Here is a 25,564-nt window from a genome sequence, read left to right on the forward strand (position 1 = left end):
TATGCTCCTGGAAAACAGCTGTTGTTTCCATTAGGTTATCTCATGCAAAATAAATAAATTTAAAGGATAAACATAATACGACAAATATGAGATTTCACACCCGTAAATGGGTAAAACCCGAAGACCTGAACCCGAACGGAACCTTGTTCGGAGGACGTCTTTTGCAATGGATAGACGAAGAAGCCGCGTTATATGCAATTATTCAGCTGGAAAACAAAAAGGTAGTCACCAAATTTATGTCCGATATCAACTTTGTGGATTCGGCGAGGGAAGGTGATATCATTGAAATAGGCATCGATGTGGTTAACTTCGGTAAAAGTTCGTTGAGCCTTCGATGTGAGGTGAGGAATAAAATGACCAGAAACACCATTATTTCGGTAGAAAGGATAGTGATGGTAAACCTGGGGGAAGATGGGAAATCCAGACCACATGGGAAAACACAGATAGAGTTTGTCAAAGATCGCCTGGAAAAGTAACGGTTTGCATATAAATATTATATGTTTAGGGAATTGCAGGATAAAATAGGCACGTGCACACTTTTGCAAATCAGTTAATTAGTAAATATTTAACGATTGCCTGAAATAATCCGTATGAAAAAATCGTTATATTTGATGTAATTATAACCCGGCCCCCGAGTCGGGTACTAACCCTAAAAAACGTTCATAATTATGGCTAGAGCTATGTATGAGTATACCCAAGTCGTACTCCAGAAAGTGAGCTTTGATTCCGTTCTCTTTTGTAAAGAGGTAGAAAAAGCGGTTCACCGATTATTACCATATGAACTGGAAGAACTAAAAATCTGGCTTGACCAGTTTATATCAGGGAAACCTGAATTGTCACAATGTCTAATTTATCTGAAGTCATAAAAATCTAAATCCCGCTCTTGCGGGATTTTTTGTTTTCAGGGTAATTATATACAGTTCTGGCACAAAAAAGTTCCAGGCGGAGCAAGAACCCCGTGAGAGTCCTTAAGTTTGTTAGTTTTGGAGTTGGTTAGCGGGCGGTTATTTATATCTCAAGCCTGGAATATTCTCCACTTTCCCGAGAAAGGATAATACCTATAGAAATACATAAAAACAGATCTTTTCGGGCACAAAATAGGGTCATTGCGTTGAAACAATTCGGAACTACCAACTAAAAAACTCCACAACTACCTCCGATTTTTTTATTATTTTTTCCCGATAGGGCTTATGATCTGTACATTCTGGAAAGCTATGGCGCCTCGTATCACACCGGAAATCACTTCTTTCAGGGCTTCTATAATATGCAATTTGAGTTCGCTCTTGTGATAAATAAGGCTTACTTCCCTTGCCGGGCTGGGATCATTGAAGAAATGGAGATGTTTTCTCTCTTTTTCGTTAAGCCCCAGGGTATGCAGGTAAGGCAGTAAGGTCATTCCCATACCTTCATCCGCCAGTCTTATCATGGTTTCAAAACTTCCGCTCTCCAGTTGAAAACGATCATCTTTAAAGTCTTTTTCGGCATGGCAGAGGTTGATGACCCCGTCACGGAAACAGTGCCCGTCCTCAAGAAGCAGAACGTCTTCTATCTTGAGGTCCGCCGTATCTATTTTCATATTGGAGTGCAGGCGATGGTTTTCGGGAACATAAGCTACGAAAGGCTCGTAGTATAATACCCGTTCCTTGATATTGTCGTTTTCCAACGGTGTAGCGGCAATAGCGGCATCAAGGTGTCCGTCCGTAAGCTTCTGCATGAGGGTTGCCGTGTTTTGCTCTTCTATTTTTATATAGACTTTAGGGTATTTGTTTATAAAGTTCTTCAGGAACATGGGGAGCAGGGTAGGCATTACCGTCGGAATAATACCGAGTTTGAATTCGCCGCCGATATATCCTTTTTCCTGGTGGACGATGTCTTTGATCCGTCCGGATTCACTGACGATATTCCTGGCCTGGGCAACGATCTTCTTACCGACCTCCGTAAGCTGGATGGGCTTCTTGCTTCGGTCAAAGATCAGGATATCCAGTTCGTCTTCTAGCTTTTGTATCTGCATACTCAGGGTGGGCTGGGTGACAAAGCTCTTTTCGGCGGCAAGCGTAAAATTCTGGTACTCGGCCACAGCCAGTACATATTGCAATTGGGTTATGGTCATTGTTGTATGTTATGCTTTATAAATAGAAGGGAGAACTGCTATTTTATGTGTTTTTCTCCCCGGTGTTTTACATAGTTTTATTCGATAAAAATATAAAAACTATTGATAAATGTTATACGCCTTTGCCCTTAAATAATCCTTAAATTTGTTGTAAATTGATAAGGAACTTAAAAATCATACTATTATGGGATTAAACAGTTTAGGATTGGATGTTGAAAAGACCGAAAATTTGGTGAAAGACCTCAATAATTTACTGGCTAATTTTCAATTGTATTATCAGAATCTGAGAGGTATTCACTGGAATATACGGGGAAAACGCTTTTTTGACCTTCACCCGAAATTTGAGGAATTATACAATGACAGCCAGGAAAAAATAGACCTTATAGCAGAAAGGGTGCTTACTTTAGGCGGAACACCTTTACATACTTTTGAAGATTATATCAAGGCAGGAAAAGTGCCGGTTGGTAAAAACGTGCACCAGGATGAAGCTGCAGTAACCCTTGTGATAGATTCTTTGACGGAACTGCTGAAAATAGAGCGTGTTATCCTAGTTGAATCTGACGATGCCGGGGATGAAGGTACGAATGCAATGATGAGTGATTTCATTACCGAACAGGAAAAAACCGTCTGGATGATGAAAGCATGGCTGGACGAAAAAATATAATTTGTTCGAAACAAGAAAAAACACGTATAAGGCGCGGAATTCCGCGCCTTTATTTTTGGAAGATCTCTTCAATTACCGAATGCCCTTCGGATTCGTCTCCGGAAGTCCATCGCCAGGTCTCGTGGAGCCTTATCCTGCCATCGGACAGGATTTCAGGCAAGGATCTGCATGTGCCGGTCATTAACTCTCCAGACGTGTTTATCTGGTGATAATGCATTTCTATAACTCCTTCGGAATCTACTATTCCTACCAGGTGACCGTAGCGTATCTTTCCTCCTTTATATTCGGAAGTCAGGATATTTCCCTCTTGTTTATATAAAAAAACGGTTTCGGAAGAGGTCTCTCCGTTTTCCGTATTGCTTACAGGGCGGAAAACCCGGTTGTCGTAATTAATTTTCATCACAGAATATTGTTTGTACCTTAAAATCGAATACCAAAATTAAGGTCTTTATCTTTAAAGGAAAATCTGGCCCGTTAAATGGTGGGGCATAAATAACTCTTACGGTTTTAACTATAATTGTTATAACAGTCCCCTGGCTTTTATCTCCAGGTATTTATTGATGGTGTCCACGGTAAGATTTTCCGGAGTGGTTAATATGGAGTAGATACCATATTTTCTCAGTTCATTGACAATAAGCCGTTTTTCGAAAGCAAATTTTTCGGCAATGACCTTATCGTAAACCTGCTGGATGGTTTCTGCCCGGTTTTGTATCAGGTTGTTGAGTTCGGTATTTTTAAAGAAAATAACTACGAGCAGGTGGTTTTTGGCAATGCCTTTTAAATACGGTAATTGCCGGTGGAGCCCATCCAGCGTTTCGAAGTTGGTATAGAGGAGGATGAGGCTTCGGTTAGTGATGCTGCGTTTTATATCGGCATACAAACGGCTGAAATCCGACTCGAAGAAATCCGTTTCTATATTGTAGAGTGTTTCAAGGATAAGCCCCATCTGGGAGGACCTTCGTTCTGCCACCACAATGTTTTCCACCTTTTTTGAAAAGGTAAACATGCCCGCTTTGTCCTGTTTCTTCAGTATGACATTACTAATCACCAGGGTGGCATTAACGGCATAATCGAGCAGGCTCAGTCCTTCGAAAGGCATTTTCATTACGCGGCCTTTGTCTATCACGGAATATACAGGTTGTGACTTCTCGTCCTGGAACTGGTTTACCATCAGCTGGTTTTTCTTGGCGGTGGCCTTCCAGTTCAGCGTACGCAGGTCATCCCCCTGTACATACTCTTTTATCTGCTCGAATTCCATAGTATGGCCTATCCGGCGGATCTTTTTAATACCGTACTGGTGCAGGCGGTGCGAAAAAGCCATAAGATCGTATTTCCGGAGTTGCAGAAAAGAGGGATAGGTAGGCACCATAGCATTGTCAGAGAAGATATACCGTTTGGTGATCAGCCCTAATGCGGAGGAAATAAAAACATTCAGTTTCCCGAAATGGTATTCACCTCTTTCGGTAGGCCGGAGATCGTATTCCAGGGTGTGCGTGGCCGAAGCGGCCAGCTTACGGTCGATCCGGAAGTTACGTACCTGGAACTGTTCGGGGATTTCATCAATTATACGGGCGTATACGGGGAATGTATGATAATTGTCTATACTGATTTTTACAGGATTCTCATCCCCATTGGACAACTTTTCGGGAAGTACCCGCTCCGCGTTGATACCTGTTTTAGCGAAAAAGAGAATTAAAACATCCAGAACGGTAAATGCCAGCAAAATGATGAATCCTAATTGAGCGAGAAAAACACCCTTGTTAAACATAAAACTGATAATAAACAGTATGATTACGGCAATGCAGCCATAAAAAAACCGGTTTTGCAGGTATAAGGGTTTAAAAAGTTTCAATTTCCTCTCTTTCTAAGTTGTATGTATTCGGCTATCTGGGTATTTCTACCGCCTGTATGATCTGCTGTATGACCTGTTTACCGGTCACGCCTTCCATCTCACGTTCCGGGGTAATAATAATACGGTGTTGCATTACGGGCACAGCTACTTCTTTAATATCTTCGGGTGTTACAAAATCACGTCCGTTAATTGCTGCGTAGGCCTTGGAAGCTTTCAATATGGCGATAGATGCCCGTGGAGAAGCTCCGAGATACAAAAACGGATTGTTCCTGGTATTGACAATCAGTTCCGCTATATATTTCAGTAAATGGGGCTCTACCAGGACATCATTGACCAGTTTCTGGTAGGTGAATACCTGTTCTCTGGTAAGGAAAGCTGTTACCTTCTCTGTTTTTTTGAGATCCTTGAGCTGATGTTCACGCGATATGATCTCTATTTCTTCTTCCAGGGAAGGGTATTCCACATCGATCTTAAAGAGGAAACGGTCGAGCTGCGCTTCCGGTAATCGATATGTACCTTCCTGTTCTACCGGGTTTTGAGTGGCCAGCACCATAAAAGGTGGCTCCAGGACATAACGATGCCCGTCCATAGTGATTTGTCTTTCTTCCATGACCTCAAAGAGGGCGGCCTGGGTTTTGGCAGGCGCACGGTTTATCTCATCGATCAGGAGCATGTTGGCAAATGCAGGACCTTTCTTAAATTCGAATTCCGATTTTTTCAGATCGAATACCGAGGTACCGAGTATGTCGGAGGGCATGAGGTCCGGTGTGAATTGTATCCGACTGAAATCTACCGTCAGAGCTTTAGAAAGTAGTTTTGCCGTAATGGTTTTGGCAACACCGGGAACCCCCTCGATAAGGACATGCCCGTCCGCGAGCAATGCAGTGATGAGCATGTCTATCATATGTTTCTGCCCTACGATAACTTTGGAAAGTTCGCCTCTTATCTGTTCCACGGCCGACTGAAGCCCGGAAAGATCTATGCGCGACCGGAATTCTAATTCATCGGAATTCGCGGTCCCTTCTGTATTATTTCCTTCTTTTGGCATTTCGGCATTTCCGTCGTCCGAATTTATGTTCTGCCCCGTAATTTCTTCGGGATTGTGTTCCTGTTCGCTCATATTTATATTTCTTTTCTGATATTGTTCTGAGAATAAAATTGTTCGATGGCCCTGTTTAGTTCCAGCAGGTCCTGTTCCGTACAGTCGGGTTTGGATTGAAGCCGTATGATCCGGTCTGTCAGTTTTTTAATGACATCTTTATTTTTCCCGGTTTTTGCGGCCAGGTTACGAACGAATTTATCGTTTAAATCGTTTGTTTCCAAATAATAATCACTGCGTATTCTTTCCAGGAAATACGTGATCTTTTTATCTACCAGGTTGGTATGGTCCTTCGTTTCGTAATACAGGTTGCCTATAGTTTTGGTAAAGGCCACGGTAGTGTTTTCCACGGGAGGAATAATTTTTACAATGCGCTGTTTTCTCTTGGCGTTGAATATCATGAACACCAATAGTGTGGTAATACCTATATACCATGCCCAGCGCAGGGCCGGTTGCGATAAAATATAACGGAGCGGGGAATTTCCGAGTTCCGCACTCAACCGGTCCCTGCAGTCGAAATAAACGCCGCCCTGTGGCAGATAGGACAGGACATCGGCTACATATTGGTGATTGTTGTCTTTCAGGAGGTAATAATTGGTAAATATGTAGGGGTAGGTATGCAGCAGGAAATATCCTTCCCCATATGCGATCTTTACAAAATTGATCTTTTCTTTCCCGAAATCCTGATAGCCCAGAACGGTGGTATTTACAGAATCCAGTTGGGAAAAATAGGTGCTCATCATACCGTCATCCACATGGATGGAGTCTTTTTTCAACAGGGGATTGGCAAGGGTTATGTTACCCTTGCTTTTCATGCTGAAATCATATTCCGAAGCAAAACCGAGGGTATCCTGTAGTTCCGCAGGCATACTTTCGGATGCGATAAACACGGTATGCCCGGCAGCGGCGTATTGCAGGAGCTCCTGGGTAGAAGCCCCGCCGGGTATATAATCCTTGTTAATGTATAAGTAACTGTTGTCCGATATGTAGGCGGAATCCACCGGATCGTACAGATCAGCCATAAATTCATAGGGAGATACTTTAACGTCGTCTACTCCTTCTATGAAGAAAGCGTGCAATTGCGAATACAGTACCTTGAGTCCGTATGGTTTGGAGTGTTTTTCATTGAAAGTGGGGCTCCAGTCCACGGGTTCCGATCGTGATAACTCGAATATGGTTACTACAATGACAAGCAGAACCAGAAGCCCGGTATATAACTTTATCCTGCTGTTCATTGGTTTACGGTGTTTATCAGCGCTGAGAAGGTACGGGCGGCATTGTCATATTGTGTACGGTCTATGTCAAACTCTCCGTACCAGATGTAATTGTAGAGGTAGGAGGCATAACGAAAATCTTTTTGTAACCGGTGGTTTTCCAGTTCCCGGAGATAATCGGAATTTGTTTTTTCCGCATCGTAATCAATCAGTTCCCTTCCGGAAAGCTCTTTGAGCAGCCACAAATAGTAATACCGTACGGCTTCGCGGTATTGTTTTCCGGAAACGGCATCGCTCACAAGTTGATGAAAGTCCGTTACGTGAATATTGTTTTCAATATCTCGGGCAGTAATGATCTTCCGGTCGGACGGTTTGCGGAAAATCCACTGGCCTTCCTTGTTCATAATGGCCCTGACGATAAAATAGACCACGGCGATGAAAATAAGAATGTAGAATACCTTCAGGAAAATATCGGCAATATTTTCTGCCTGGTGCCTGGAACCGAGCCGAAAGAGATCGGTCAGGAATTGAATGATCGCTTCTTTGAATCGGGTAAACCAACCGGTGGCATTGGCCGTTTCGTACTGGTATTCGGGACCGGTATATTGCTCTTTGAATCCTTCAGAAAATGTTCTTTTTTCAGGTGAAGAACTATCGATCTGCAGACTGTCAGCCACTTCCCGGGCAAAAGACAGAACGCCGAAGAAAAAACAGAAAATAAAAGATAAGAGATACTTCTTCAATACAGATTTTTTTAATCCTCCGACTGACCTATCTGGTCTATTACCGAAGTGGTGTTTATATTTTCACTTTCTTCTTTAAGGCTAAAATAAATAATGCCCTGGTTTATTTGTACTATAGTATTCCCCAAAAGGCTCAGAATAAAAGCAAACAGATAGACAAAGAGTATGATCGTAAAAAATAACATGGCATTTTCTTCGCCATTGCCTTCCAGCCCGACAGGGTTTATGATAATTGAAAAAATACCTGCCATGTAGGGAATTAGGGTGATGGCTCCCTGAATGATCTGTATCATAAGATAAAAGAGCGCCACGCACCCGACTGATGTCCAGAAACGCTTGGCCGTAAGCTGAAAACCGTATCCGAAACAGTCAAATACGCCTTTGTCCGAATTGAGGTATTCCATCAGAGCATTGTTGTAGGTAAGCGTTATGGCCCCGAAAAGAACGGGAAGCAAGAATATTCCGATAATTGTAATAAACAGGATGAGCATGGCAATCCCAGCCCCGAGAAAAACGGCTATAGACAACAACATGGAGGCCAGTATGTAAATAAAAAGTTTACCGATATTGTCTTTTATTACCTTAACGATATCCTTACCGGTAAAGTCATTAGAACCTTTTTTGGAATAGAGCAGCATATACACCGGGGTATAGGTATAGGTAAGAAAACCCACGAAAATGGCGACTGCTATAAACAAGAGGAAAAAAACCAAAACAAGTATACCGTTGTTGTTAAAGTAATTTTCTATTGCTGTATCCGGACTGCTACCACCCGGTGTGAAGGACGATGTCATTAAAGAGGTATAGACCTTCATGAAAATGTACATCAGTACCATAAGGATCAGTATAAATCCCCCGTTAATGACAAAATAATGTTGAAAAAAGTGTTTTCCGTTTTGCTTTATAAAAGCGAACGTATCGGAAAATAATTCCCCGAACTCCCTTTTCCTGTAAAGCTGTATCATAAATGCGGATTGATTTTTCGGGTTACCATAAAAGGATAAAAAATATAATAAAAGGTAATGCACGCAAGAGTAGCAAGGATAATGGTTACCGAAAGCGCGTTTGGCATAACTGCGGAATAACGGGTGACAAAACCTTCCAGAAAACCTGCCATAACAAAGAAGGGAAAGGTACTTAGAAGGATCTTGATACCGTCTTTAAAAGCCATTTTAAAGGAAGTTTTCCTGGAATATGTGCCGGGGAAAAGTATCCCTGCACCCAGAATAAAGCCGGCAGCGCCCGTTACTACGATGGCAAATATCTCCATGGCACCGTGTATCCATATACCACGAACACTTTCCCACAAAACGCCTTCGGCCTGGAACATGTACTGAAATGCTCCCAGCATAATGCCGTTTTGCAATAATATCCATCCAGTGCCGAGTCCACCGAAAATTCCATAGACGAACGCCCGCATGCCTACATAAATATTGTTGATGGTAATGCCTATAAAACTGCCCCAGTTACTTCCGCTTTTATATACAGCTACCGGGTCCCCGTTCTTTATATTATCGAGAGTCATGTTTACATAGCCGTCTCCGAGTATCAGGCGCACGAAGGTGTCATCGTATGCTGCCGATACGGCCCCGATAGCCGCAAAGGCAAAAAAGAGAATAAAGGCGTAGGCAAAATATCTCCGGTACTGATACACCGTCATCGGGACCTCTGTCTGGAAAAAATACAAAAATCGATTGGTTTCCTGCCTTTTGGTCCGGTATATCCGTTGAAAGGCCCGGGCAGCCAGTTGGTTCAGATATGCTATGATCTTACTTTTCGGGTAATAGGTCTGGGCATAAGACAGGTCATTTATAAGATGAATATATAAAGTGGCCAGCTCATCCGGGTTTTTAAACCGATGATTGAAAATAGCCTTTTCAAAGTTGAGCCATTTTTCTTTATTTTGTTTTATGAAGGCAACTTCTCTCATAGTCCTGGTTAAATGCTCGCGGTTCTGGTGTTCCGCCGGAGACATATGACGGTACGTCAAATAAGCCGTGTCGAAAGTGTAAAGTTAAAATAAAACTGATACTTTTACGTCGGGCAGGTAGTAAATTTGTTCAAATATACCGGATTTAAGGGATGGACATAATGGTTGGCGGCGCAGTAATTTAGAGGTGAAAATAATGTGATACGGAATTTACCGTTCCGCATTCGATTATATATCAGAAAACAGTAATATGGCAGAATTGCAAATAAATACTACCCAGAACGTTAATATCAGTTTTACCGCTGCTTCCATAGGTGAGCGTATCCTTGCTTATGTTATAGACATGCTCATAAAAGTAGCATATGTTGTAGTGGTTTACCAGATATTGTTCGGGCTTCTGGCGTTTGACCGTTTTCTGAGCGACATGGACCAATGGTCACAAATAGCCATAGTACTGATCTTCTTTCTACCCTTTATATTCTATACCCTGTTGTTCGAATCCATGCTCGAAGGACAAACTCCCGGAAAGAGGCTTCTTAAGATCAAGGTGGTGAAAATAGACGGCTATCAGGCTTCATTCCCGGATTATCTCATCCGATGGTTTCTCAGGATAGTGGATATCAATATGCTTAGTGGTATCATTGCTATCATCAGTATTGTCGTTAGCGAAAAAAGTCAACGGCTGGGTGATATGACGGCCGGAACTTCGGTAATAAGCCTGAAAAACAATGTAACCATAGACCATACGATCCTGGAAAACCTACAGGAAGGCTATCAACCGGTATATCCTTCGGTGATCCGTTTGTCCGACAATGACGCACGGATTATTAAAGAAACCTTTTTGTCCGCGAAGAAATCCAGGGACAGGCTGGTGATGCTGAAACTGAAGACAAAAATAGAGGAGGTCATACAGGTCAGGGCAGTGGAGCCGGATGTCAATTCGTTTATAGACAGGGTGCTGAAGGACTACAATTATTTTACCCAGAAAATGTAACAAAACCGAAGCGGAGCCGTGAAGGTTCCGTAAGGTAGAATTGATAAAACAGATACCTGAAACCCAAAAAACCGAATCGTAATGTTTTACCTTGTAATAGATCTTCTCGGAGTGGTATCCTTTGCCATATCGGGCGTTCTGGCTGCCCTGCAGAAAAAACTGGATATTTTCGGTGTTTTTATTATTGCCTTTGTCACTGCCGTAGGAGGTGGGACCATACGCGATATCCTCATAGGGGTAGAACCCGTTACCTGGCTACTCGATAATGTATACATGTATACGATTATCGTAACGGTGATCTTTGCGTTGCTTTTCAGGAAAAAACTAAAATATCTGCGTACTTCCCTTTTTCTTTTCGATACTATTGGTATTGGCCTTTATACACTTGTCGGGGTCGAAAAAGGTTTGGCGGCAGATCTGAGTGCCGTTATGTGTGTTGCCCTCGGAATGATTACTGCCTGCTTCGGAGGGGTAGTCCGCGATATTTTGTGTAACGAAATTCCGGTGATCTTCCACAGGGAAATTTATGCTACGGCTTGTGTGGTTGGAGCAGGGGCCTATTTTTTAATGAGATTACTTCCGATCTCCGATGATGTGGTTTTTATGATATCTGTACTCATAGTTATTACCATAAGGTTGCTGGCAGTGAAATTTAAGCTTGCCCTTCCGGGTATTTACGGAAAAAATGAGGAATAAGCTGCCTTTTTCGGGCCTTATCCCCATTTGAGTTTTCCCGTTTTTTAGTGTTTTTGTGAATCTCCTTTTTTACCTTTACGCGCAGAAAAAAAATCATATGCGTTTACATTGTATCGGAATCGGTGGGGATAGGTTATATATGCTTGCCCGGGCTTTGCGGCAAAGCGGATATGCGGTAAGTGGCAGTGATGAACATGTCTCTGCCACACAAAGGTCTGAAATGGAAAAAGACGGGTGGCCGGTGGCCGGTGAAAGCTGGTCTGTTGAAAACATCACCACCGGTCTGGATGGAATAATAACCGGGGCGCATGTAAATCCGGATAATCCGGAATTGCTGAAAGCAGCCGACCTGGGAATAAAGGTATATTCCATTCCTGAGTTTTTATACGAGTTTGCCCGCTATAAAACCAGGGTGGTGATAGGGGGAAATTCAGCGAGGGGTGCTATAGCATCTGTGATACTGCATGTACTGGAATATCACAACAAAGAAGTCGATCATGTAATATCCGGTACCCCGGAGCATATGATACACCTTACCAAAGACAATGATTTTATACTTTTTACGGGTAATGATCTCCCTTCGTCTGAAGCCGATATAACACCGGAGTTTTACTGGTACCAACCTAATATTGCCCTGTTGAGCGGTATTGGTCCGGAAGCGGAAACCGAAGAGCGCTTTCGTATATTCGTAGATCGTATAGTAAAAGGAGGAATTGCGGTTTATAATGAGGAAGATGAAAAACTGAAAACCATAGTGGAAACTTCCGAAAATCCCATCCGCAAACATCCGTATGGCCGGCCGGAATACGAAGCGGTGGACGGGGAAATTATACTGGATACACCGGAAGGGCCAATGCCTCTTGAACTGCCGGATGAGCAAGCGTTACATCACCTGGCCGGGGCAAAATGGATCTGTCAGCATATGGGGGTAGATGAAGATGATTTTTACGAAGCTATCGCTACATATGGCACGTAAAGGTTAAGACAGGTTTATCATGCGCAGGTAAATTTGCAAAAATCCTTTCAAAAACTTTATCTTTATGCAAAATACGACGCATGGAAAAAACGGCATCCTTTTCCATAAAGAACTGGAAAGAAGATGACAGACCACGAGAAAAGCTATCTCAAAAAGGCAGGGAAGTACTCACCGATGCCGAACTTATAGCCATACTGTTAGGGAGCGGTAATAAAGATGAAAGTGCCGTGGGGCTTTCCAAACGAATATTGTCTGCAGCAAATAATAACCTCAATGAACTGGGTAAATTTTCCATAAGGCAGCTTACACAGTTCAAAGGGATAGGGGATGCCAAGGCCATTACCATTGCCGCCGCCCTGGAGCTGGGTAGAAGACGAAGGGTGGAAGATGCCCTGGAGCGTATTAAAATAACCAGCAGCAAATCGATATTTGAGCTAATGCAGCCGCTGGTGGGAGAGCTACCCCATGAAGAATTCTGGATCATATATCTCAACAATTCCCATAAGGTCATACAATATGCACAATTGAGCAAAGGAGGGATCACCGGGACACTGGTAGATGTAAGGCTTGTTATGAAACGTACCCTCGAACTGGGAGCTACGGCCATAGTATTGGTTCATAACCATCCTTCCGGTGCCTTGTTGCCGAGTGAAGCAGATAAGCAACTGACACAGAAACTGAAAACCGCATCCGAAAGCCTGGATATCCGTGTATTGGATCATTTGATCATTACGGAAGAAAACTATTTCAGTTTTGCAGATCAGAGAATACTGTAAATCCATGATAATAGATATACTTTTTGATGCCTTCGCAGAGAAAAAGTATGTATACGGGTTTACCGGGTCTTTGATTGTTGTCATTGCAGTGGATTGCCAACGGAAAGAATAGTAATGCTATTAGTCTATACACATAAAATCACCCCGAGGGTAACTTACATCATGAAGCATGTTTTTAAAAATATGCTTCAGACGGAAGTAGGCATAACCGCCAAGGTAGAGGATTTCATCGCGCATACAGGGCCGAAGATCACCTATACCCGGCACCCGCTGCAAAATGAATTTTTCGTGCGCAGCCATGACATCCTTTTTGAGCAGGGGATTACCAACCTGGAAATCAATGTGCAATCGTGGGATGATGTCCCATGCTTTTTTGGTATAGGAGATAAAGGGAGTATCCCTTTTGATATTTTTGCTGCAAGCTTCTATCTTTTGAGCAGGTATGAAGAATACCTGCCCCACGTAAAAGACGAGCACGGAAGATACCCTGCAAAAGAAAGCCTTGCCTGGGAGCACGGTTTCCTGGAAGTACCGGTCATCGATTACTGGGTACGAAAATTAGCTGTTGCACTAGGGAAAAGGTTCCCGGAAGAAAATTTTGGTAAGAGAAAAACCGGTTATATTTCAGTGATGGATATTGCCGTGGCCTACGCCTACCGGAAAAAGGGAATTATCCGTACCCTGGCCGGGACATTGATGGATATAACAGCCTTTAAGGCGAACAAAGTACTGGAAAGATATTTGGTGTTACTGGGGCTGAAAAAAGATCCTTACGACTATTTTGAGGAGTTGATCGAAGCGCATAAAAAATACGGAACGGAAGCGCTCTTTTTCTTCCTGCTTGGCGATTACTCGGCATTTGACAAAAATATACCTTATAATAAAGGCTCATTTCGCACACTGATCAAATCGGTGGCCGATTATCATATTGTTTCACTTATGATATCATACTATGCCGTAAACGATGTGGTACGACTTAAGAAAGAGCGAGGACGCCTGATAAACATTATTAACAGGCCTGTGAAAAGGGCGAGGGCCCGCTATAACCGTCTGCTTGTGCCCGATACGTTTAAAGATGAGGTAGAGGCCGGGTTTAATGAAGATTATACCATGGGATACTCCAATTTCCCCGGATTCCGGGCGGGAACCTGTACTTCCTTTTATTTTTATGATATTAGTTACGAGATACAGCTTCCGTTGAAAGTAAACCCGTTTTGTATACAGGATTCCGCCCTGACAGCTTTTGAAGAAGGAGGAAAAGCAATGGCAAAAATGCAGGAGCTCTACAGCAGAGTACAACAGGTAGGAGGAAATTTTATTACAGTGTTCTCCAATGAAAGATGGACAGAAGAATTACAAGTGAGCTTAAGGGACATATATATGAGGTGGATAGCATATGTCGCAGAGAACGGAACGGATGAACAATAAAATTACAATAGCAGGCCAATTAGATAAAATGTCAATGTATACAAAAAAGTGGAAAGGAAATAACAAGGTTACGGATGTCTTTTTTGACCTGGACCATACCTTGTGGGATTTTGAAAAGAATTCCGCATTGACTTTCGGGCATATCCTGGAAAAACACCGTATGGGGATACCTCTCGGAGAGTTTCTGAAGGTATATGTGCCGGTTAACCGTAAGTGTTGGGAAGAATACCGGGAAGGGAGAATAGACCAAATGGAACTACGCCGACGCAGATTGAAACAAACTTTTTTTACCCTGGGAACACAGGTAGAACATAATTTTATAGATCAGCTAGCTGAAGATTATATCCTTTACCTGACAGAGTATAATCATCTATTCGATCATACTACGGAAATACTGTCTTATCTGCAGCGGGGTTACCGACTGCATATTATTACCAATGGTTTTGATAAGGTACAGGATAAAAAGTTACAGAACTCCGGGATCCACACTTATTTTACACATGTGGTGAATTCCGAAACAGCAGGGGTTAAAAAACCGCATCGCGCTATTTTTGAACATGCCCTGCAAAAGGCGAGGGTAGAGGCAGAAAATGCCATAATGATCGGTGATGACCTGGAGGCCGATATACAGGGGGCTATGAAGGTGGGAATGCATGCGATCCATTATAATACCCGGAAAGAAAGGGAGGAAGAGGGAGTTATTACCATCTATGATCTTCTGGAGATAAAAGAATATTTGTGATGAGATTCCGGACGATATATATTATTTTTCTGTTGCTGTCCGTATGCGGCATTATGGTGTCCTGCCTGAAAGACGTGGACTTTGACCAGGTAAACGAATTTGAGATGAGCCCTGTGGTAGAGAGTAGCCTGGTATATTCTGAAATTCCCGTGCCTGTGGTGGACAGTATTCCTTTTTCCCTGGTATTGTCCGATACCACCCGGATAGAATTATTCTCTGATTCCTTTTCTGTGGATAACCTGGAAAAAGCGGAACTTTATTTCGAGACTTTAAGTACCATTAGCCAGCCCTTGTCGGTAGAAATACAATTGCTGGACGATTATTACGTAGTCCTTGATGAATTGTCGATGTCTCTGCCGTCATCAAGCGGAGAAGAAGAAAGCTCCGGAGCGGAATTGATTTATACGGAGGAGAATATTGATAGGCTTACCAGTGTTACCCAGATCATTTTTTATATAACCATCCCGTATTTCGAAAACAGAAATGAAGAAGCTTATGTGAAATTAAAGTCGAAAGGGACTTTTTATTTACATATAGAGGGATGAGAAAAATATACCGGATAATTTTTTGGAGTATGATTTCCTTTTCTGCTTTTGGCCAGAACCAACCGGTATTGTACGATTTTACGGGTATACCCCAGTCCCTGCTCCTGAATCCGGGGGCTGAGGTGGATAATCGCTGGTATGCGGGAATACCGTTATTGTCGGGAGTGCGCGCAAGTTTTGGTTCGGACGGGTTTTCGGTATATGATCTTTTTGCCGATAATGAAGTGAATTTTAATGATAAGGTAAGATATCTTTTATTTCGCCTGTCTTCCAGGGATGCCGTCATGGTCAACCAGCAACTGGAGATCTTTAACGTAGGTTTTAAGAATAATTGGAAGGGCCGGTATTACTATTCTTTCGGGATGTACCAGGAAACGGATGCTTTTATGTACTGGCCGAAGGATTTGGCCATCCTGGCCTATGAAGGAAACCGGGATTATCTGGGCAAACGTTTTAATTTTGACCAGCTCAATGCTTCGGCGGAAATGCTTACGGTGCTGCATTTCGGAGTGCGCAAGAAGGTAAACGAACGTTTGTATATAGGTGCCCGGGCCAAGCTTTATTCCGGAATGATAAATTTCAATTCCACAAATAACTCGGGCTATTTTGTTACGGAGACCGGAGAAGAGAACTTCTACAGGCACCGGGTGGTTTCCGACGCCGTATTACATACCTCGGGCTATGCTTCTCTGAGAGAAATAGAAGAAGACGGGAACCAGGTGAAGAACGGATGGAAAGAATTGCGCAGCCGTGCACTGTTCAGCGGAAATATGGGATTGGGACTGGATATGGGATTTACGTATCACCCCGATAAACAATGGACGGTTACGGGAAGTGTACAGGATCTGGGGTTTATCCGGTATACGGAGGATGTGGAATCTTATAGCCTTAAGGGGAGTTATGAACTGGAAGGCATAGATCTGGTATTTCCTTCGGTTATAGACGGTTCAGGAGAAGTCCGGGATTACTGGCAGGATCTTCGTGATGATATAGAGGAACAATTGCCTTATGATACGCTTCACAATAAATATACACTTATGCGACCGTGGAAATTGAACGGTTCTGTCCGTTATTCTTTCGGTATAAGGAGAAATAGAGAGCGGTATTACCTGACGGACTATGAAAATTATATCAATATGGTAGGAGCACAGCTTTTTGTAGTAAACCGCCCCAGGGGACCTTTACCTTCCGTTACCGGGTTTTTCAGCAGAAAATTAACGAAATTCCTGGAAGTAAAAGTTACTTATACCGCCGATAAATTTTCACAGACCAATCTGGGGGCAGGGCTTTCCGCTTATATGAAAAATGTTCACTTTTACCTGCTTGCGGATAACATCCCCGGATTATTCAACCTGGCTAAAACACATTACGCGTCTTTGCAGTTCGGATTTAATTATGTTTTTCCACACTCCGGGGGGCCTTATTAAGACAAGCAAAAGTAAAAAATCAGGAACAGCCCTTTGTTATCATTCGATATGTATGCTTAATTTTATGAAATGGACTCGTACTAAACCGGTTAAATTAACTTCTCATTTATACACAGGAAAAAAATAATTAAACGGCTGTGTTTATAAGAGATCTAAAAACAAACGAACAACACAGAAATTCTTTTGACCATGATATTAAAAAATAAAAAAGATTTTTTTCACATTCCCGAAGGAGTTACCTATCTGAACTGTTCATATATGTCTCCGTTGTTGCACAATGTTGAGCAGGCCGGGATGGACGGATTACAGTTGCGAAAAAACCCATGGGAATTAAAAGCGGAAGACTGGTTTGCCACTGCGGAAGAACTCAGGGCCCTGTTTGCCCGTATTGTTAATACGGATAAAGAGCAGGTGGCACTGATACCTTCGGTAAGCTATGGTATTGCAACCGCTGCAAAAAACATATCGCCGAAACCCGGTCAGAACATAGTGGTGCTGGAACAGCAATACCCTTCCAATATCTATGCCTGGCGAGAGCTTGCGGAACAATCAGGTGCAGAGATCGTTACGGTGAAGAAATTACCGGAACAAACCTGGACCCGGGCGGTACTCGAAAAAATAGATGATAATACGTGTCTTGTTGCGGTTCCTAACTGCCATTGGACGGACGGAGCGGTACTGGACCTGGAACAAGTTGGTGTAAGGACCAGGTCTGTAGGTGCTAAACTGGTGGTAGACGGGAGTCAGTCGTTAGGAGCCTATCCGTTTGATATCGATAGGATAAAACCGGATTTTCTGGTCAGTGTAGGCTATAAATGGCTTCTCGGGCCTTATGGACTAGGCTACCTTTATGCCGATAAAAAATATACGGAAAGCGGAAAACCTATCGAATTCTCCTGGCTCAATAAAAAGGAAAGTGAAAATTTTGCGGGGTTGGTGGATTATAAGGATGCTTACAGGCCGGGAGCAAGAAGATTTGATTTCGGGGAGTTTTCTAGTACTATCCAGGTCTCTATGGCTATTTCGGCGCTTACTCAGATACTGGACTGGGGTGTTGAAAACATCCGGGACACCATTTCATTACTGACTGATGAAATAGAGAGGAGAGCGCTGGAATCAGGATATGAAACCGTGAAAAAATCAGATCGTGTCGGACATATGATAGGAATCAGGATTCCCCGGGATAAATCCCGGTCCCTGAAGGATGAGTTGCCCAGACATAAAATTCACGTTAGTTTCAGGGGTGATAATATGCGGGTTGCCCCACATATTTATAACAGTATGGAAGATATAGACAAGTTGTTTGCACTTTTGTAGGCTATCGGGTGAAATTCATATAATCCCCGGTTTGTAACCCCCATTTTTCGGCGAGTCCGGCATTGATTTCCAGGACATATTGTGCAGGTTCCCCGGAAGGAACGGATTCTTCGTTTAAGGGCTCTGCGTTGGCCCGGATACTCACTATTTTCTGGTCAGCATCAAGATAAATAATATCCAGGGAGATATTGGTGTTTTTCATGTAGAAATAACGAGGTTCTTCGTCTTCAAAAATAAACAACATCCCCCGGCTCTCCTTCATCGAAGTGCGATACATGAGGCCCGTTTGGATTTTATATTCATCGTCTGCGATCTCTATTTCAAGCTTTTTTACCAGGGTGCTGTCCGCCTTGTATAATTGCAGGTCACCATCTTTGGTAAAGCTTATTTCCTGTTTTTTTACCGTATTGTGTTGCTTTTCATCTTTACAGGAAGACAGAATAAGGCCTGCGAGAAGCAAAAGGGATACAGGTACTTTGTACATGACTTTGTTGTATTGGGTTTATGAATTAGCCGTTTTTGCCGAGTTTTTGCTCCGGTATATGAGATAGAAACCTATCAGGATAAATGGAATGCTGAGCCATTGCCCCATATTGAGGGAAAGCTGATCTTCAAAAGCAACCTGGTTTTCTTTAAAGAACTCTACAATAAATCGCACGGTCCAGAGAAGAACAAGGAACAGCCCGAAGATATAACCGAGGTTGTTTCTCTTTTCTGTTTTCCAGTAAGTATACCAGAGTATCAGGAATACAATAATATAGCCGCAAGCTTCATATAACTGCGAAGGATGACGGGGAAATGTTTCCCCGAGTTTCTGGAAAACCACACCGTAATCACTGTTTGTGGGTTTACCGATAATTTCGGAGTTCATAAAATTCCCGATACGTACAAAAACCCCACCGAAAGCAACCGGGATAACCACGCGGTCCAGTATCCATAGAATAGGTTTGTGGATGATTTTTTTACTGTAATAATACATGGCAATGATAATACCGATAGCGGCACCGTGACTTGCCAGTCCCCGGAACCCTACGATACGGAATTTTGGGCTGAATTCCACCGGGAGAAATATATGAAGCGGGTCTTTGATAAACATTTCGGGTTCATAAAACAGGAAATGCCCCAACCTGGCTCCGATCAGGGTAGCGAGGACGGTATAGATGAATAAAGAGTCCAGTTCTTTTACGGTAAGACCTTCCCGCAGGTATATTTTTTTCATCAGGAACCAACCGAGAACAAAGGCGACTACAAACATGAGGCTGTAAAATCGCAGCATAAAAAAACCGAGATCTATGCCTTCGCTCGGATTCCAGTTGATACTTAAAAAATGCATGGTTTTTTATTTTGTAGGTGTAAATATAGGGAAACCCCGGCGAAATGAATACAAACGAAAAATTAAATTATAGGTTGTAAGTTACAAGTTTTTAATTTCGACCTGTAATCTGTAACCGTAAGTTAATCGTCATCTTTTTCCGGAACAGGGTCATAGCCGGAACCTCCCCAGGGATGGCAACTGAATATCCTTTTTATTGCGAGTTTCCCACCTTTTATCAGGCCGTGCTTTTGCAGGGCTTCTACCGTGTAATGCGAACAGGTGGGAGTGTACCTGCAAGTGGCAGGAGTTAAAGGAGAGATCAGATACTGGTATATTTTTACTAAAAAGATAAACGGATAAGCGAGTATTTTCAGTAAAAATTTCATGTGTATAAGGATTTCTGAAAATCAAGAGTATCAGGAGACGGAGAAGGTGGTCCCTTCTTTCCCGTCTTTTAACTGTATTCCCATAGCGGCCAGCTCATCTCTTATTTTATCGGATGTGGCAAAGTCTTTATTCGCCCTGGCTTCGGCCCGGAGGTTAATAAGCAGTTCTACTACACCCGAAAGTTTATCCGCTCCGTTTTCCTCGGAAACCGTTACGTCAACCAGTCCGAGGACATCAAAAATAAAAGCGTGGACAGTACTTTTAAGTGACGTCAGGTCGTCTTCCGATATTCCGGCTTTTCCTTCTTTTACCTGGTTGATGAATTTAACGATCTCGAACAGATTGGCAATGAGTACCGGACTGTTAAAGTCATCGTTCATGGCATCGTAGCATTTCTGTTGCCATGTTCCCATATCAATGCCGGAAGTTTCGGGAGAAACGGGAAGTTCTTCCAAAAGGTGAACGGCTTCCATAAGCCTGTTAAATCCTTTTTCCGAGGCGACCAGGGCATCGTTACTGAAATCCAATACACTACGATAGTGGGCCTGTAATATAAAGAAACGTACAACTGCCGGAGAAAAAGGTTTATTCAATATGTTGTTATTCCCGGTGAAAATTTCATTGGGAAGTATGTTGTTACCGGTAGATTTGGCCATTTTTTTACCGTTCAGGGTAAGCATATTGGCATGCATCCAGTAATTGACGGGGGAGTGTCCGTTGCAGGCTTCTGCCTGGGCTATTTCACATTCGTGATGCGGGAACTTCAGGTCCATACCACCACCGTGAATATCGAATTTTTCCCCGAGATATTTGGTGCTCATTGCAGTACACTCCAGGTGCCATCCGGGGAAGCCTTCGCTCCATGGAGAGGGCCAGCGCATAATGTGCTGGGGTTCCGCTTTTTTCCATAAGGCGAAATCCTGTGGATTTTTCTTGTCGCTCTGGCCGTCGAGTTCGCGGGTATTGTGGATGAGGTCTTCGATATTCCGTCCGCTTAGCTTCCCGTATTTGGTACTGTTGTTGAATTTTATAACATCAAAATATACCGATCCGTTGACTTCGTAGGCAAAGCCTTTACCCAGGATTTCCCGGATAATATCTATTTGCTCAATGATATGCCCGGTGGCCGTAGGCTCTATACTGGGCGGGAGGTTGTTAAAACGGTTGAGTGTGTTGTGGAAATCTACGGTATAGCGCTGTACAACTTCCATCGGCTCGATCTGTTCCAGGCGAGCTTTTTTGGCAATACGGTCTTCTCCTTCGTCTGCGTCGTTTTCGAGGTGACCGGCATCGGTAATATTTCTGACATACCGTACTTTGTAACCGAGATGTTTCAGGTAGCGGAAGATCAGGTCAAAGGAGATAAAAGTCCTGCAATTTCCCAGGTGTACATAGTTATACACTGTGGGACCACAGACATACATGCCTACATGGCTTTCGTTGATGGGTTCGAATATCTCTTTGTTTCCTGTAAGTGAGTTGTATATCTTCAGCTTTTGATCTTGGTACAGTTGCATTCTCGGTTACTTGAATTTTGGGATATAATTAAAATTCGGTCTCTAATTTGATATAATCCAGAAATTCTCTCCTGACGGCCGGGTCTTTGAATTTACCCCCGAACTCTGCCGTTACCGTACTACTTTCTATATCGCGTATTCCTCTGGAATTCACACACAAGTGTTTGGCATCTATCACACAGGCCACATCTTTGGTGCCAAGTGCCCTTTGTAGTTCCTGTACGATCTGCATGGTCATTCTTTCCTGTACCTGTGGCCTTTTGGCGTAATAATCCACGATACGGTTCATCTTGGAAAGGCCGATGACGTTTCCTTTGGATATGTAGGCCACATGGGCCCTTCCTACGATGGGTAATAAATGGTGCTCACAGGTAGAATATACGGTGATATTCTTTTCCACGAGCATTTCACCGTATTTGTATTTGTTCTGAAATGTGGAGGCTTTGGGTTTTCTCTCCGGGTGAAGCCCGGCAAAGATCTCCTTTACAAACATTTTGGCTACCCGCCTCGGGGTGCCTCTAAGACTGTCGTCCGTAAGGTCCAGTCCCAGGGTTTCCATAATGTTATATACGTCCTGTTGTATTTTTTCTATTTTTTCGTCATCAGACAGTTCAAAAGCATCTTCCCTCAAAGGCGTGTCTGCGGATGATGAAACATGGTTGTCACCGATCTCTTCAAAGTGTTCTTCCAAGGCTTTGTCTATTTTCATCGTTTTGGAATTTATGTTTTCCTGAAAACAAACGAATAATTCTGTGTTTATATTCTCGTTTGTGTTTTGCTACTATGTCGCAAATATAAGGATTTTTGTAACGAGCATTCTTCACACTACGGCAAGAAAATTGTCTTTCAAAAACCTCTGCGCTTATCTGAAGCAAAAGGAAAGGCAAAGATAGTTATTTATACAGGACAAATTATTTTTTGAAGTATAGATAATGACAATGGTCCTATAACTTTAATTTACTTTTAACTAAAAAACTTTATCCTTCCCGATATGGTTATTCATACAGGGAAGGATAAAATAATATTTTAAAGATTGAATGTAAGAGACAGCGTTACGTTGGTGTTTCTGCTGTCAATATCTGCAGTAGAGGTAAGTCTGGTTTCATATAACTGCGACTTATAGTCTCTCATAAACTGGTTAAAGGCGGCATCAAGCCTGGCTGAACCGAAGTCATAACCTAGTCCCAGGGAATACCCGTTAAGGTCTCCTATCATATCGTTGTCGTAGGGGCTTTGTTCGTAACGGTAACCGGCACGAAGGCTGAATTGCTGAATCCTGTATTCGCCTCCTACCCGAACGGTAGATGTAGCTTGCAGAACATCACTTATATAATCGTTTTCTGCGGCAAAATCCGGATTGGATGTAGGTTTTAACTTAGCATTACTCATATCCTGGTAACTGTAATCCAGGCTTATGAGTCCCTGTTTCCCGAAAACGACAGCCATACTACCGGTGTATTTGGCCGGGATCTGTATTTTGTGATCGGGGAAGACATTAACTTGGTTAAAGTTGATGTAACCTATTCTCTCATCTTCCAGACCGGATCCTATTCTTTGTGAAAGTTCATCCGTAAGTCTGTACCAGGTAGGGGATTGGTATGTTAATCCCACTCTTACCATTTCTCCTACGCGCGCAATACCACCCAAAGAAAAGGAGAAACCGTTTCCGTCAGTACGAAGAAGGTTGTCAAAATTTATGTATTCCAGGTTACTTCCTGGGCCGTAACCATCCTCATCCAGTTGGGTGTATTTTTCGTATTGTACATCGTGGAAGTTGAGGGATGCCCCCAGGTAGAAATCTTCCAGGTATTGTCCTGCAAAGTTAACAGTGAACTTATTATTGTACCCGGATGTACTCTGAAGAAACCGATGATTTACAGTTCCGTTGTTGTAATTTACATTGGACACGTAGTCCGTGTTATTATCCGTTTGAGACAAGGGATCTATAACACCTCCGTAATATCCGAGGAATGCCTGCTGCGGGCCAAATCCATATGAAGCTCCCACATCGAGGTAGGCATCTTCTATATTTTCATCACTGAAAATGGCGAGATCTCCCAGAGGAATACCCTGGGCAAAATTAAGAAAGTATTCATCTATAGAAGTATTGCCATTGCCTGCGGCTAGAAATTCGTTTTCGAAGTTATTTGCTTTCTCGAAATTAAAAGCCAGGGAAAATTTCCGCCATCCCGCATTGTTTTTTGTATTGTGGAATACCAATACGCCTCCAAGCTGGTTGAGGTCAAAGTCGGAAACATCGGTAGAGGTCTGTCCCCCGAAATAATTGGTTTTGTTTTTTGTGTTGTAGCTCGTACCGGAAATAGTAAGGCTTCCGTTGGTAAAGACAGCCGATCCGGCGGGGTTGGTGTTCAAAGCGGAAAGGTCTCCTCCCAGGGCACCGAATGCACCGCTCATGGATTGGTACCTTGCTGTACCCTGCAAATTCTCCGATCCGTATCGTAGTACGTCGTTAATGGTCTGTGCTTTTGTCTGTGCTGCAGCACCAAAGATTACAAGTATTGCCAGTATTTTTTTCATGAGAGTCCTTTTTTAAGAAAAAACAATATGTCTGTTTTGGGTAAAAAATAATCATGATATTGGAGTGTATCACGATTATTTTTTACCTTTTTGCAATGATGAATAAATTTTATGTTCCTAGCCTCTTCCCCGGCCACCACCTCTGGATGAAGAAGAGCGTGTACTTCCTCCGGAAGACCTGGACGGTGAAGAAGAGCGCATAGATGACCCGCTGGATCTTGTAGATCGTGTAGGCGTACTATAAGATCTCCTTGTGGTGGTGGAAGAACGCGTAGCCCTTGTAGGCGTAGAATTCCTACGATTATACGTAGAATTACTGTTTTGATATGTTCTCCTGTTGGTGCTGCTTCTGTTGGCATTTACATTAGAACTGTTCCTGTATGTCCTTCTGCTGGTACCATTTCTGTCCGTACCTACATTGGCACTGTTACGATAAGTCCTTCTGCTGGTACTGCTTCGGTTTGTGCCTACATCGGCACTGTTCCGGTATGATCTTCTGTTTGTCGAAGAGTTTCGGTAAGCAGAGGAATTTCTTCTGTTCGTACTGGCTATATTGTTCCGGTTGTAATATCTCCTGGAATTAGTATAAGCATAGGTTCTTCTCGGATAGTGGTTGTAATACGGGCGATTGTAATAGTATCCGGGATATCCGCCCCAATAACTCCAGCCGAGTCCCCATCCGGCACCATACCAGCCACCGCCCCATCCGGGACCGTACCAACCACCCCATCCCATATTCCAGTAGGGGTCATACAAGCCCATTCCCCATCCGGGGCCGTACCATCCGCCCCATCCGGCACCATACCAACCACCACCCCATCCCATGGAGTTGTTGTAGATATTAACGGAGGTAGATTGTGGATTATCACCCCATCCGGGATATCCGCCCTGGTAATCGTAATTGTAATTGTCGGCAACAATATCTGTGGAATCGTTTACTTCATTACTTGAGTACGAATCGATATCTGTAAAAATATAATCGTTGCTGGTCATCTGTTCGAATTGTTCGGATTGCCTTGCGAAATAAGACTGATAATTCGAAGAAGAAGATGATTGTGTCGCTCTGGTGTTCCGCGGAGTTTCGGCATGACTATAGTCGGTGGCATCACTATAGATGCCATCGGAATCGTAATAGGAAGCCTGCTGATATGATCCGCAGGAGACGAGAAAAATCCCGGATACTGCACCAGTCAGTAAAAAACGGAATTTTTTAATATGGTTTAAAGTATTCATCATTGCAAAATTTTATTGTTGAACATAACAAAAATAGTTAGTTTTGCCAAACTATTTTCTA

The 25,564-nt window shown here is 43.0% G+C and carries 27 protein-coding genes; 12 read left to right on the forward strand and 15 right to left on the reverse strand.

Annotation, left to right across the window (positions count from 1 at the left end):
- The first annotated feature begins 86 nt into the window (after positions 1 to 86).
- Together ACVBDY_RS14445 and ACVBDY_RS14450 are read left to right on the forward strand one after the other, a co-directional pair.
- Positions 87 to 476: an acyl-CoA thioesterase gene (locus ACVBDY_RS14445; RefSeq protein ID WP_447176174.1), complete on the forward strand. Its 390-nt coding sequence runs from the start codon at positions 87 to 89 to the stop codon at positions 474 to 476.
- A 192-nt stretch (positions 477 to 668) separates the two neighbouring features.
- Positions 669 to 866 carry a hypothetical protein gene (locus tag ACVBDY_RS14450; protein WP_447176175.1) on the forward strand — a complete coding sequence of 66 codons (198 nt, stop codon included), beginning with the start codon at positions 669 to 671 and terminating at the stop codon, positions 864 to 866.
- A 302-nt stretch (positions 867 to 1,168) separates the two neighbouring features.
- On the opposite strand, the gene ACVBDY_RS14455 is transcribed toward ACVBDY_RS14450, so the two are convergent.
- Complete coding sequence (locus ACVBDY_RS14455) at positions 1,169 to 2,110, reverse strand: LysR substrate-binding domain-containing protein (protein WP_447176176.1); 942 nt, start codon at positions 2,108 to 2,110, stop codon at positions 1,169 to 1,171.
- A gap of 184 nt (positions 2,111 to 2,294) precedes the next feature.
- On the opposite strand from ACVBDY_RS14455, the gene ACVBDY_RS14460 reads away from it, so the two are divergent.
- Entirely contained in the window at positions 2,295 to 2,774 is a 480-nt protein-coding gene (locus ACVBDY_RS14460) for a Dps family protein (RefSeq protein WP_447176177.1), read from the forward strand.
- Positions 2,775 to 2,823: 49 nt separating this feature from the next.
- Here the strand turns inward: ACVBDY_RS14460 and ACVBDY_RS14465 are convergent, their stop codons facing one another.
- From ACVBDY_RS14465 to ACVBDY_RS14495, 7 genes are all read right to left on the reverse strand, one after another.
- The gene (locus tag ACVBDY_RS14465; protein ID WP_447176178.1) at positions 2,824 to 3,174 is read right to left on the reverse strand and encodes an avidin-fold protein; all 351 of its coding nucleotides are present in this window, start codon (positions 3,172 to 3,174) and stop codon (positions 2,824 to 2,826) included.
- Positions 3,175 to 3,294: 120 nt separating this feature from the next.
- Positions 3,295 to 4,626 (reverse strand): DUF58 domain-containing protein, encoded by a 1,332-nt coding sequence (locus tag ACVBDY_RS14470; RefSeq protein WP_447176179.1) that lies wholly within the window; start codon positions 4,624 to 4,626, stop codon positions 3,295 to 3,297.
- A 31-nt stretch (positions 4,627 to 4,657) separates the two neighbouring features.
- Complete coding sequence (locus ACVBDY_RS14475) at positions 4,658 to 5,674, reverse strand: AAA family ATPase (protein WP_447176318.1); 1,017 nt, start codon at positions 5,672 to 5,674, stop codon at positions 4,658 to 4,660.
- 74 nt (positions 5,675 to 5,748) lie between these two features.
- On the reverse strand, positions 5,749 to 6,960 hold the full coding sequence (locus tag ACVBDY_RS14480) for a DUF4350 domain-containing protein (RefSeq protein WP_447176180.1): 1,212 nt from the start codon (positions 6,958 to 6,960) through the stop codon (positions 5,749 to 5,751).
- A complete protein-coding gene (locus ACVBDY_RS14485) occupies positions 6,957 to 7,682 on the reverse strand; it encodes a DUF4129 domain-containing protein (RefSeq protein ID WP_447176181.1) in 726 nt (241 codons plus the stop codon). Before ACVBDY_RS14485 ends, ACVBDY_RS14480 begins: the two co-directional genes overlap by 4 nt.
- Before the next feature lie 11 nt (positions 7,683 to 7,693).
- Positions 7,694 to 8,647 (reverse strand): hypothetical protein, encoded by a 954-nt coding sequence (locus tag ACVBDY_RS14490; protein WP_447176182.1) that lies wholly within the window; start codon positions 8,645 to 8,647, stop codon positions 7,694 to 7,696.
- Positions 8,644 to 9,612 carry a stage II sporulation protein M gene (locus tag ACVBDY_RS14495; protein WP_447176183.1) on the reverse strand — a complete coding sequence of 323 codons (969 nt, stop codon included), beginning with the start codon at positions 9,610 to 9,612 and terminating at the stop codon, positions 8,644 to 8,646. The genes ACVBDY_RS14490 and ACVBDY_RS14495 overlap by 4 nt, the downstream gene beginning before the upstream one ends.
- A gap of 250 nt (positions 9,613 to 9,862) precedes the next feature.
- Between ACVBDY_RS14495 and ACVBDY_RS14500 the strand changes: the two genes are divergently transcribed.
- The 9 genes from ACVBDY_RS14500 (at position 9,863) to ACVBDY_RS14540 (ending at position 18,513) form a co-directional block, all read left to right on the forward strand.
- Positions 9,863 to 10,606, forward strand: a complete 744-nt coding sequence (locus ACVBDY_RS14500; protein WP_447176184.1) for an RDD family protein — start codon at positions 9,863 to 9,865, stop codon at positions 10,604 to 10,606.
- Positions 10,607 to 10,687: 81 nt separating this feature from the next.
- A complete protein-coding gene (locus ACVBDY_RS14505) occupies positions 10,688 to 11,302 on the forward strand; it encodes a trimeric intracellular cation channel family protein (RefSeq protein ID WP_447176185.1) in 615 nt (204 codons plus the stop codon).
- A gap of 97 nt (positions 11,303 to 11,399) precedes the next feature.
- Positions 11,400 to 12,278: a Mur ligase domain-containing protein gene (locus ACVBDY_RS14510; protein WP_447176186.1), complete on the forward strand. Its 879-nt coding sequence runs from the start codon at positions 11,400 to 11,402 to the stop codon at positions 12,276 to 12,278.
- 80 nt (positions 12,279 to 12,358) lie between these two features.
- Positions 12,359 to 13,054 carry a RadC family protein gene (gene radC / locus ACVBDY_RS14515; protein WP_447176187.1) on the forward strand — a complete coding sequence of 232 codons (696 nt, stop codon included), beginning with the start codon at positions 12,359 to 12,361 and terminating at the stop codon, positions 13,052 to 13,054.
- A gap of 114 nt (positions 13,055 to 13,168) precedes the next feature.
- On the forward strand, positions 13,169 to 14,482 hold the full coding sequence (locus ACVBDY_RS14520) for a polysaccharide deacetylase family protein (protein ID WP_514360666.1): 1,314 nt from the start codon (positions 13,169 to 13,171) through the stop codon (positions 14,480 to 14,482).
- 34 nt (positions 14,483 to 14,516) lie between these two features.
- Positions 14,517 to 15,224: a YjjG family noncanonical pyrimidine nucleotidase gene (locus ACVBDY_RS14525; RefSeq protein WP_447176189.1), complete on the forward strand. Its 708-nt coding sequence runs from the start codon at positions 14,517 to 14,519 to the stop codon at positions 15,222 to 15,224.
- Complete coding sequence (locus tag ACVBDY_RS14530; protein WP_447176190.1) at positions 15,221 to 15,769, forward strand: hypothetical protein; 549 nt, start codon at positions 15,221 to 15,223, stop codon at positions 15,767 to 15,769. The genes ACVBDY_RS14525 and ACVBDY_RS14530 overlap by 4 nt, the downstream gene beginning before the upstream one ends.
- 29 nt (positions 15,770 to 15,798) lie before the next feature.
- Entirely contained in the window at positions 15,799 to 17,196 is a 1,398-nt protein-coding gene (locus ACVBDY_RS14535) for a DUF5723 family protein (protein WP_447176191.1), read from the forward strand.
- Between the two features lie 189 nt (positions 17,197 to 17,385).
- Positions 17,386 to 18,513, forward strand: a complete 1,128-nt coding sequence (locus tag ACVBDY_RS14540) for an aminotransferase class V-fold PLP-dependent enzyme (RefSeq protein WP_447176192.1) — start codon at positions 17,386 to 17,388, stop codon at positions 18,511 to 18,513.
- Between the two features lies 1 nt (position 18,514).
- Here ACVBDY_RS14540 and ACVBDY_RS14545 read toward each other — a convergent pair whose 3' ends face one another.
- The 7 genes from ACVBDY_RS14545 to ACVBDY_RS14575 all read right to left on the reverse strand — a co-directional run bounded on the left by ACVBDY_RS14545 (position 18,515) and on the right by ACVBDY_RS14575 (position 25,506).
- Complete coding sequence (locus ACVBDY_RS14545; RefSeq protein ID WP_447176193.1) at positions 18,515 to 18,997, reverse strand: DUF192 domain-containing protein; 483 nt, start codon at positions 18,995 to 18,997, stop codon at positions 18,515 to 18,517.
- Between the two features lie 18 nt (positions 18,998 to 19,015).
- The gene (lgt, locus tag ACVBDY_RS14550) at positions 19,016 to 19,846 is read right to left on the reverse strand and encodes a prolipoprotein diacylglyceryl transferase (RefSeq protein ID WP_447176194.1); all 831 of its coding nucleotides are present in this window, start codon (positions 19,844 to 19,846) and stop codon (positions 19,016 to 19,018) included.
- 122 nt (positions 19,847 to 19,968) lie between these two features.
- A complete protein-coding gene (gene yidD / locus ACVBDY_RS14555; protein ID WP_447176195.1) occupies positions 19,969 to 20,214 on the reverse strand; it encodes a membrane protein insertion efficiency factor YidD in 246 nt (81 codons plus the stop codon).
- Positions 20,215 to 20,244: 30 nt separating this feature from the next.
- Entirely contained in the window at positions 20,245 to 21,732 is a 1,488-nt protein-coding gene (gene cysS, locus ACVBDY_RS14560; protein WP_447176196.1) for a cysteine--tRNA ligase, read from the reverse strand.
- Positions 21,733 to 21,760: 28 nt separating this feature from the next.
- Positions 21,761 to 22,441: a GTP cyclohydrolase I FolE gene (folE, locus tag ACVBDY_RS14565; RefSeq protein ID WP_447176197.1), complete on the reverse strand. Its 681-nt coding sequence runs from the start codon at positions 22,439 to 22,441 to the stop codon at positions 21,761 to 21,763.
- Positions 22,442 to 22,758: 317 nt separating this feature from the next.
- Entirely contained in the window at positions 22,759 to 24,270 is a 1,512-nt protein-coding gene (locus ACVBDY_RS14570) for an OmpP1/FadL family transporter (RefSeq protein ID WP_447176198.1), read from the reverse strand.
- A 117-nt stretch (positions 24,271 to 24,387) separates the two neighbouring features.
- A complete protein-coding gene (locus ACVBDY_RS14575; protein WP_447176199.1) occupies positions 24,388 to 25,506 on the reverse strand; it encodes a hypothetical protein in 1,119 nt (372 codons plus the stop codon).
- Between the last annotated feature and the right edge of the window lie 58 nt (positions 25,507 to 25,564).

The organism is Sinomicrobium halophytocola (genome assembly GCF_052983395.1).

What these genes read in the sequence shown, in the direction of transcription:
- ACVBDY_RS14460 (WP_447176177.1), top strand. Translation starts at nt 2,295, where the DNA reads ATGGGATTAAACAGTTTAGGATTGGATGTTGAAAAGACCGAAAATTTG.
- ACVBDY_RS14525 (WP_447176189.1), top strand. Translation starts at nt 14,517, where the DNA reads ATGTATACAAAAAAGTGGAAAGGAAATAACAAGGTTACGGATGTCTTT.
- yidD (WP_447176195.1), bottom strand. Translation starts at nt 20,214, where the DNA reads ATGAAATTTTTACTGAAAATACTCGCTTATCCGTTTATCTTTTTAGTA.
- ACVBDY_RS14455 (WP_447176176.1), bottom strand. Translation starts at nt 2,110, where the DNA reads ATGACCATAACCCAATTGCAATATGTACTGGCTGTGGCCGAGTACCAG.
- cysS (WP_447176196.1), bottom strand. Translation starts at nt 21,732, where the DNA reads ATGCAACTGTACCAAGATCAAAAGCTGAAGATATACAACTCACTTACA.
- ACVBDY_RS14490 (WP_447176182.1), bottom strand. Translation starts at nt 8,647, where the DNA reads ATGATACAGCTTTACAGGAAAAGGGAGTTCGGGGAATTATTTTCCGAT.
- lgt (WP_447176194.1), bottom strand. Translation starts at nt 19,846, where the DNA reads ATGCATTTTTTAAGTATCAACTGGAATCCGAGCGAAGGCATAGATCTC.
- ACVBDY_RS14465 (WP_447176178.1), bottom strand. Translation starts at nt 3,174, where the DNA reads ATGAAAATTAATTACGACAACCGGGTTTTCCGCCCTGTAAGCAATACG.
- ACVBDY_RS14445 (WP_447176174.1), top strand. Translation starts at nt 87, where the DNA reads ATGAGATTTCACACCCGTAAATGGGTAAAACCCGAAGACCTGAACCCG.
- ACVBDY_RS14500 (WP_447176184.1), top strand. Translation starts at nt 9,863, where the DNA reads ATGGCAGAATTGCAAATAAATACTACCCAGAACGTTAATATCAGTTTT.
- radC (WP_447176187.1), top strand. Translation starts at nt 12,359, where the DNA reads ATGGAAAAAACGGCATCCTTTTCCATAAAGAACTGGAAAGAAGATGAC.
- ACVBDY_RS14545 (WP_447176193.1), bottom strand. Translation starts at nt 18,997, where the DNA reads ATGTACAAAGTACCTGTATCCCTTTTGCTTCTCGCAGGCCTTATTCTG.
- ACVBDY_RS14575 (WP_447176199.1), bottom strand. Translation starts at nt 25,506, where the DNA reads ATGATGAATACTTTAAACCATATTAAAAAATTCCGTTTTTTACTGACT.
- ACVBDY_RS14450 (WP_447176175.1), top strand. Translation starts at nt 669, where the DNA reads ATGGCTAGAGCTATGTATGAGTATACCCAAGTCGTACTCCAGAAAGTG.
- ACVBDY_RS14475 (WP_447176318.1), bottom strand. Translation starts at nt 5,674, where the DNA reads ATGCCAAAAGAAGGAAATAATACAGAAGGGACCGCGAATTCCGATGAA.
- ACVBDY_RS14535 (WP_447176191.1), top strand. Translation starts at nt 15,799, where the DNA reads ATGATTTCCTTTTCTGCTTTTGGCCAGAACCAACCGGTATTGTACGAT.
- ACVBDY_RS14520 (WP_514360666.1), top strand. Translation starts at nt 13,169, where the DNA reads ATGCTATTAGTCTATACACATAAAATCACCCCGAGGGTAACTTACATC.
- ACVBDY_RS14495 (WP_447176183.1), bottom strand. Translation starts at nt 9,612, where the DNA reads ATGAGAGAAGTTGCCTTCATAAAACAAAATAAAGAAAAATGGCTCAAC.
- folE (WP_447176197.1), bottom strand. Translation starts at nt 22,441, where the DNA reads ATGAAAATAGACAAAGCCTTGGAAGAACACTTTGAAGAGATCGGTGAC.
- ACVBDY_RS14510 (WP_447176186.1), top strand. Translation starts at nt 11,400, where the DNA reads ATGCGTTTACATTGTATCGGAATCGGTGGGGATAGGTTATATATGCTT.
- ACVBDY_RS14505 (WP_447176185.1), top strand. Translation starts at nt 10,688, where the DNA reads ATGTTTTACCTTGTAATAGATCTTCTCGGAGTGGTATCCTTTGCCATA.
- ACVBDY_RS14570 (WP_447176198.1), bottom strand. Translation starts at nt 24,270, where the DNA reads ATGAAAAAAATACTGGCAATACTTGTAATCTTTGGTGCTGCAGCACAG.
- ACVBDY_RS14540 (WP_447176192.1), top strand. Translation starts at nt 17,386, where the DNA reads ATGATATTAAAAAATAAAAAAGATTTTTTTCACATTCCCGAAGGAGTT.
- ACVBDY_RS14480 (WP_447176180.1), bottom strand. Translation starts at nt 6,960, where the DNA reads ATGAACAGCAGGATAAAGTTATATACCGGGCTTCTGGTTCTGCTTGTC.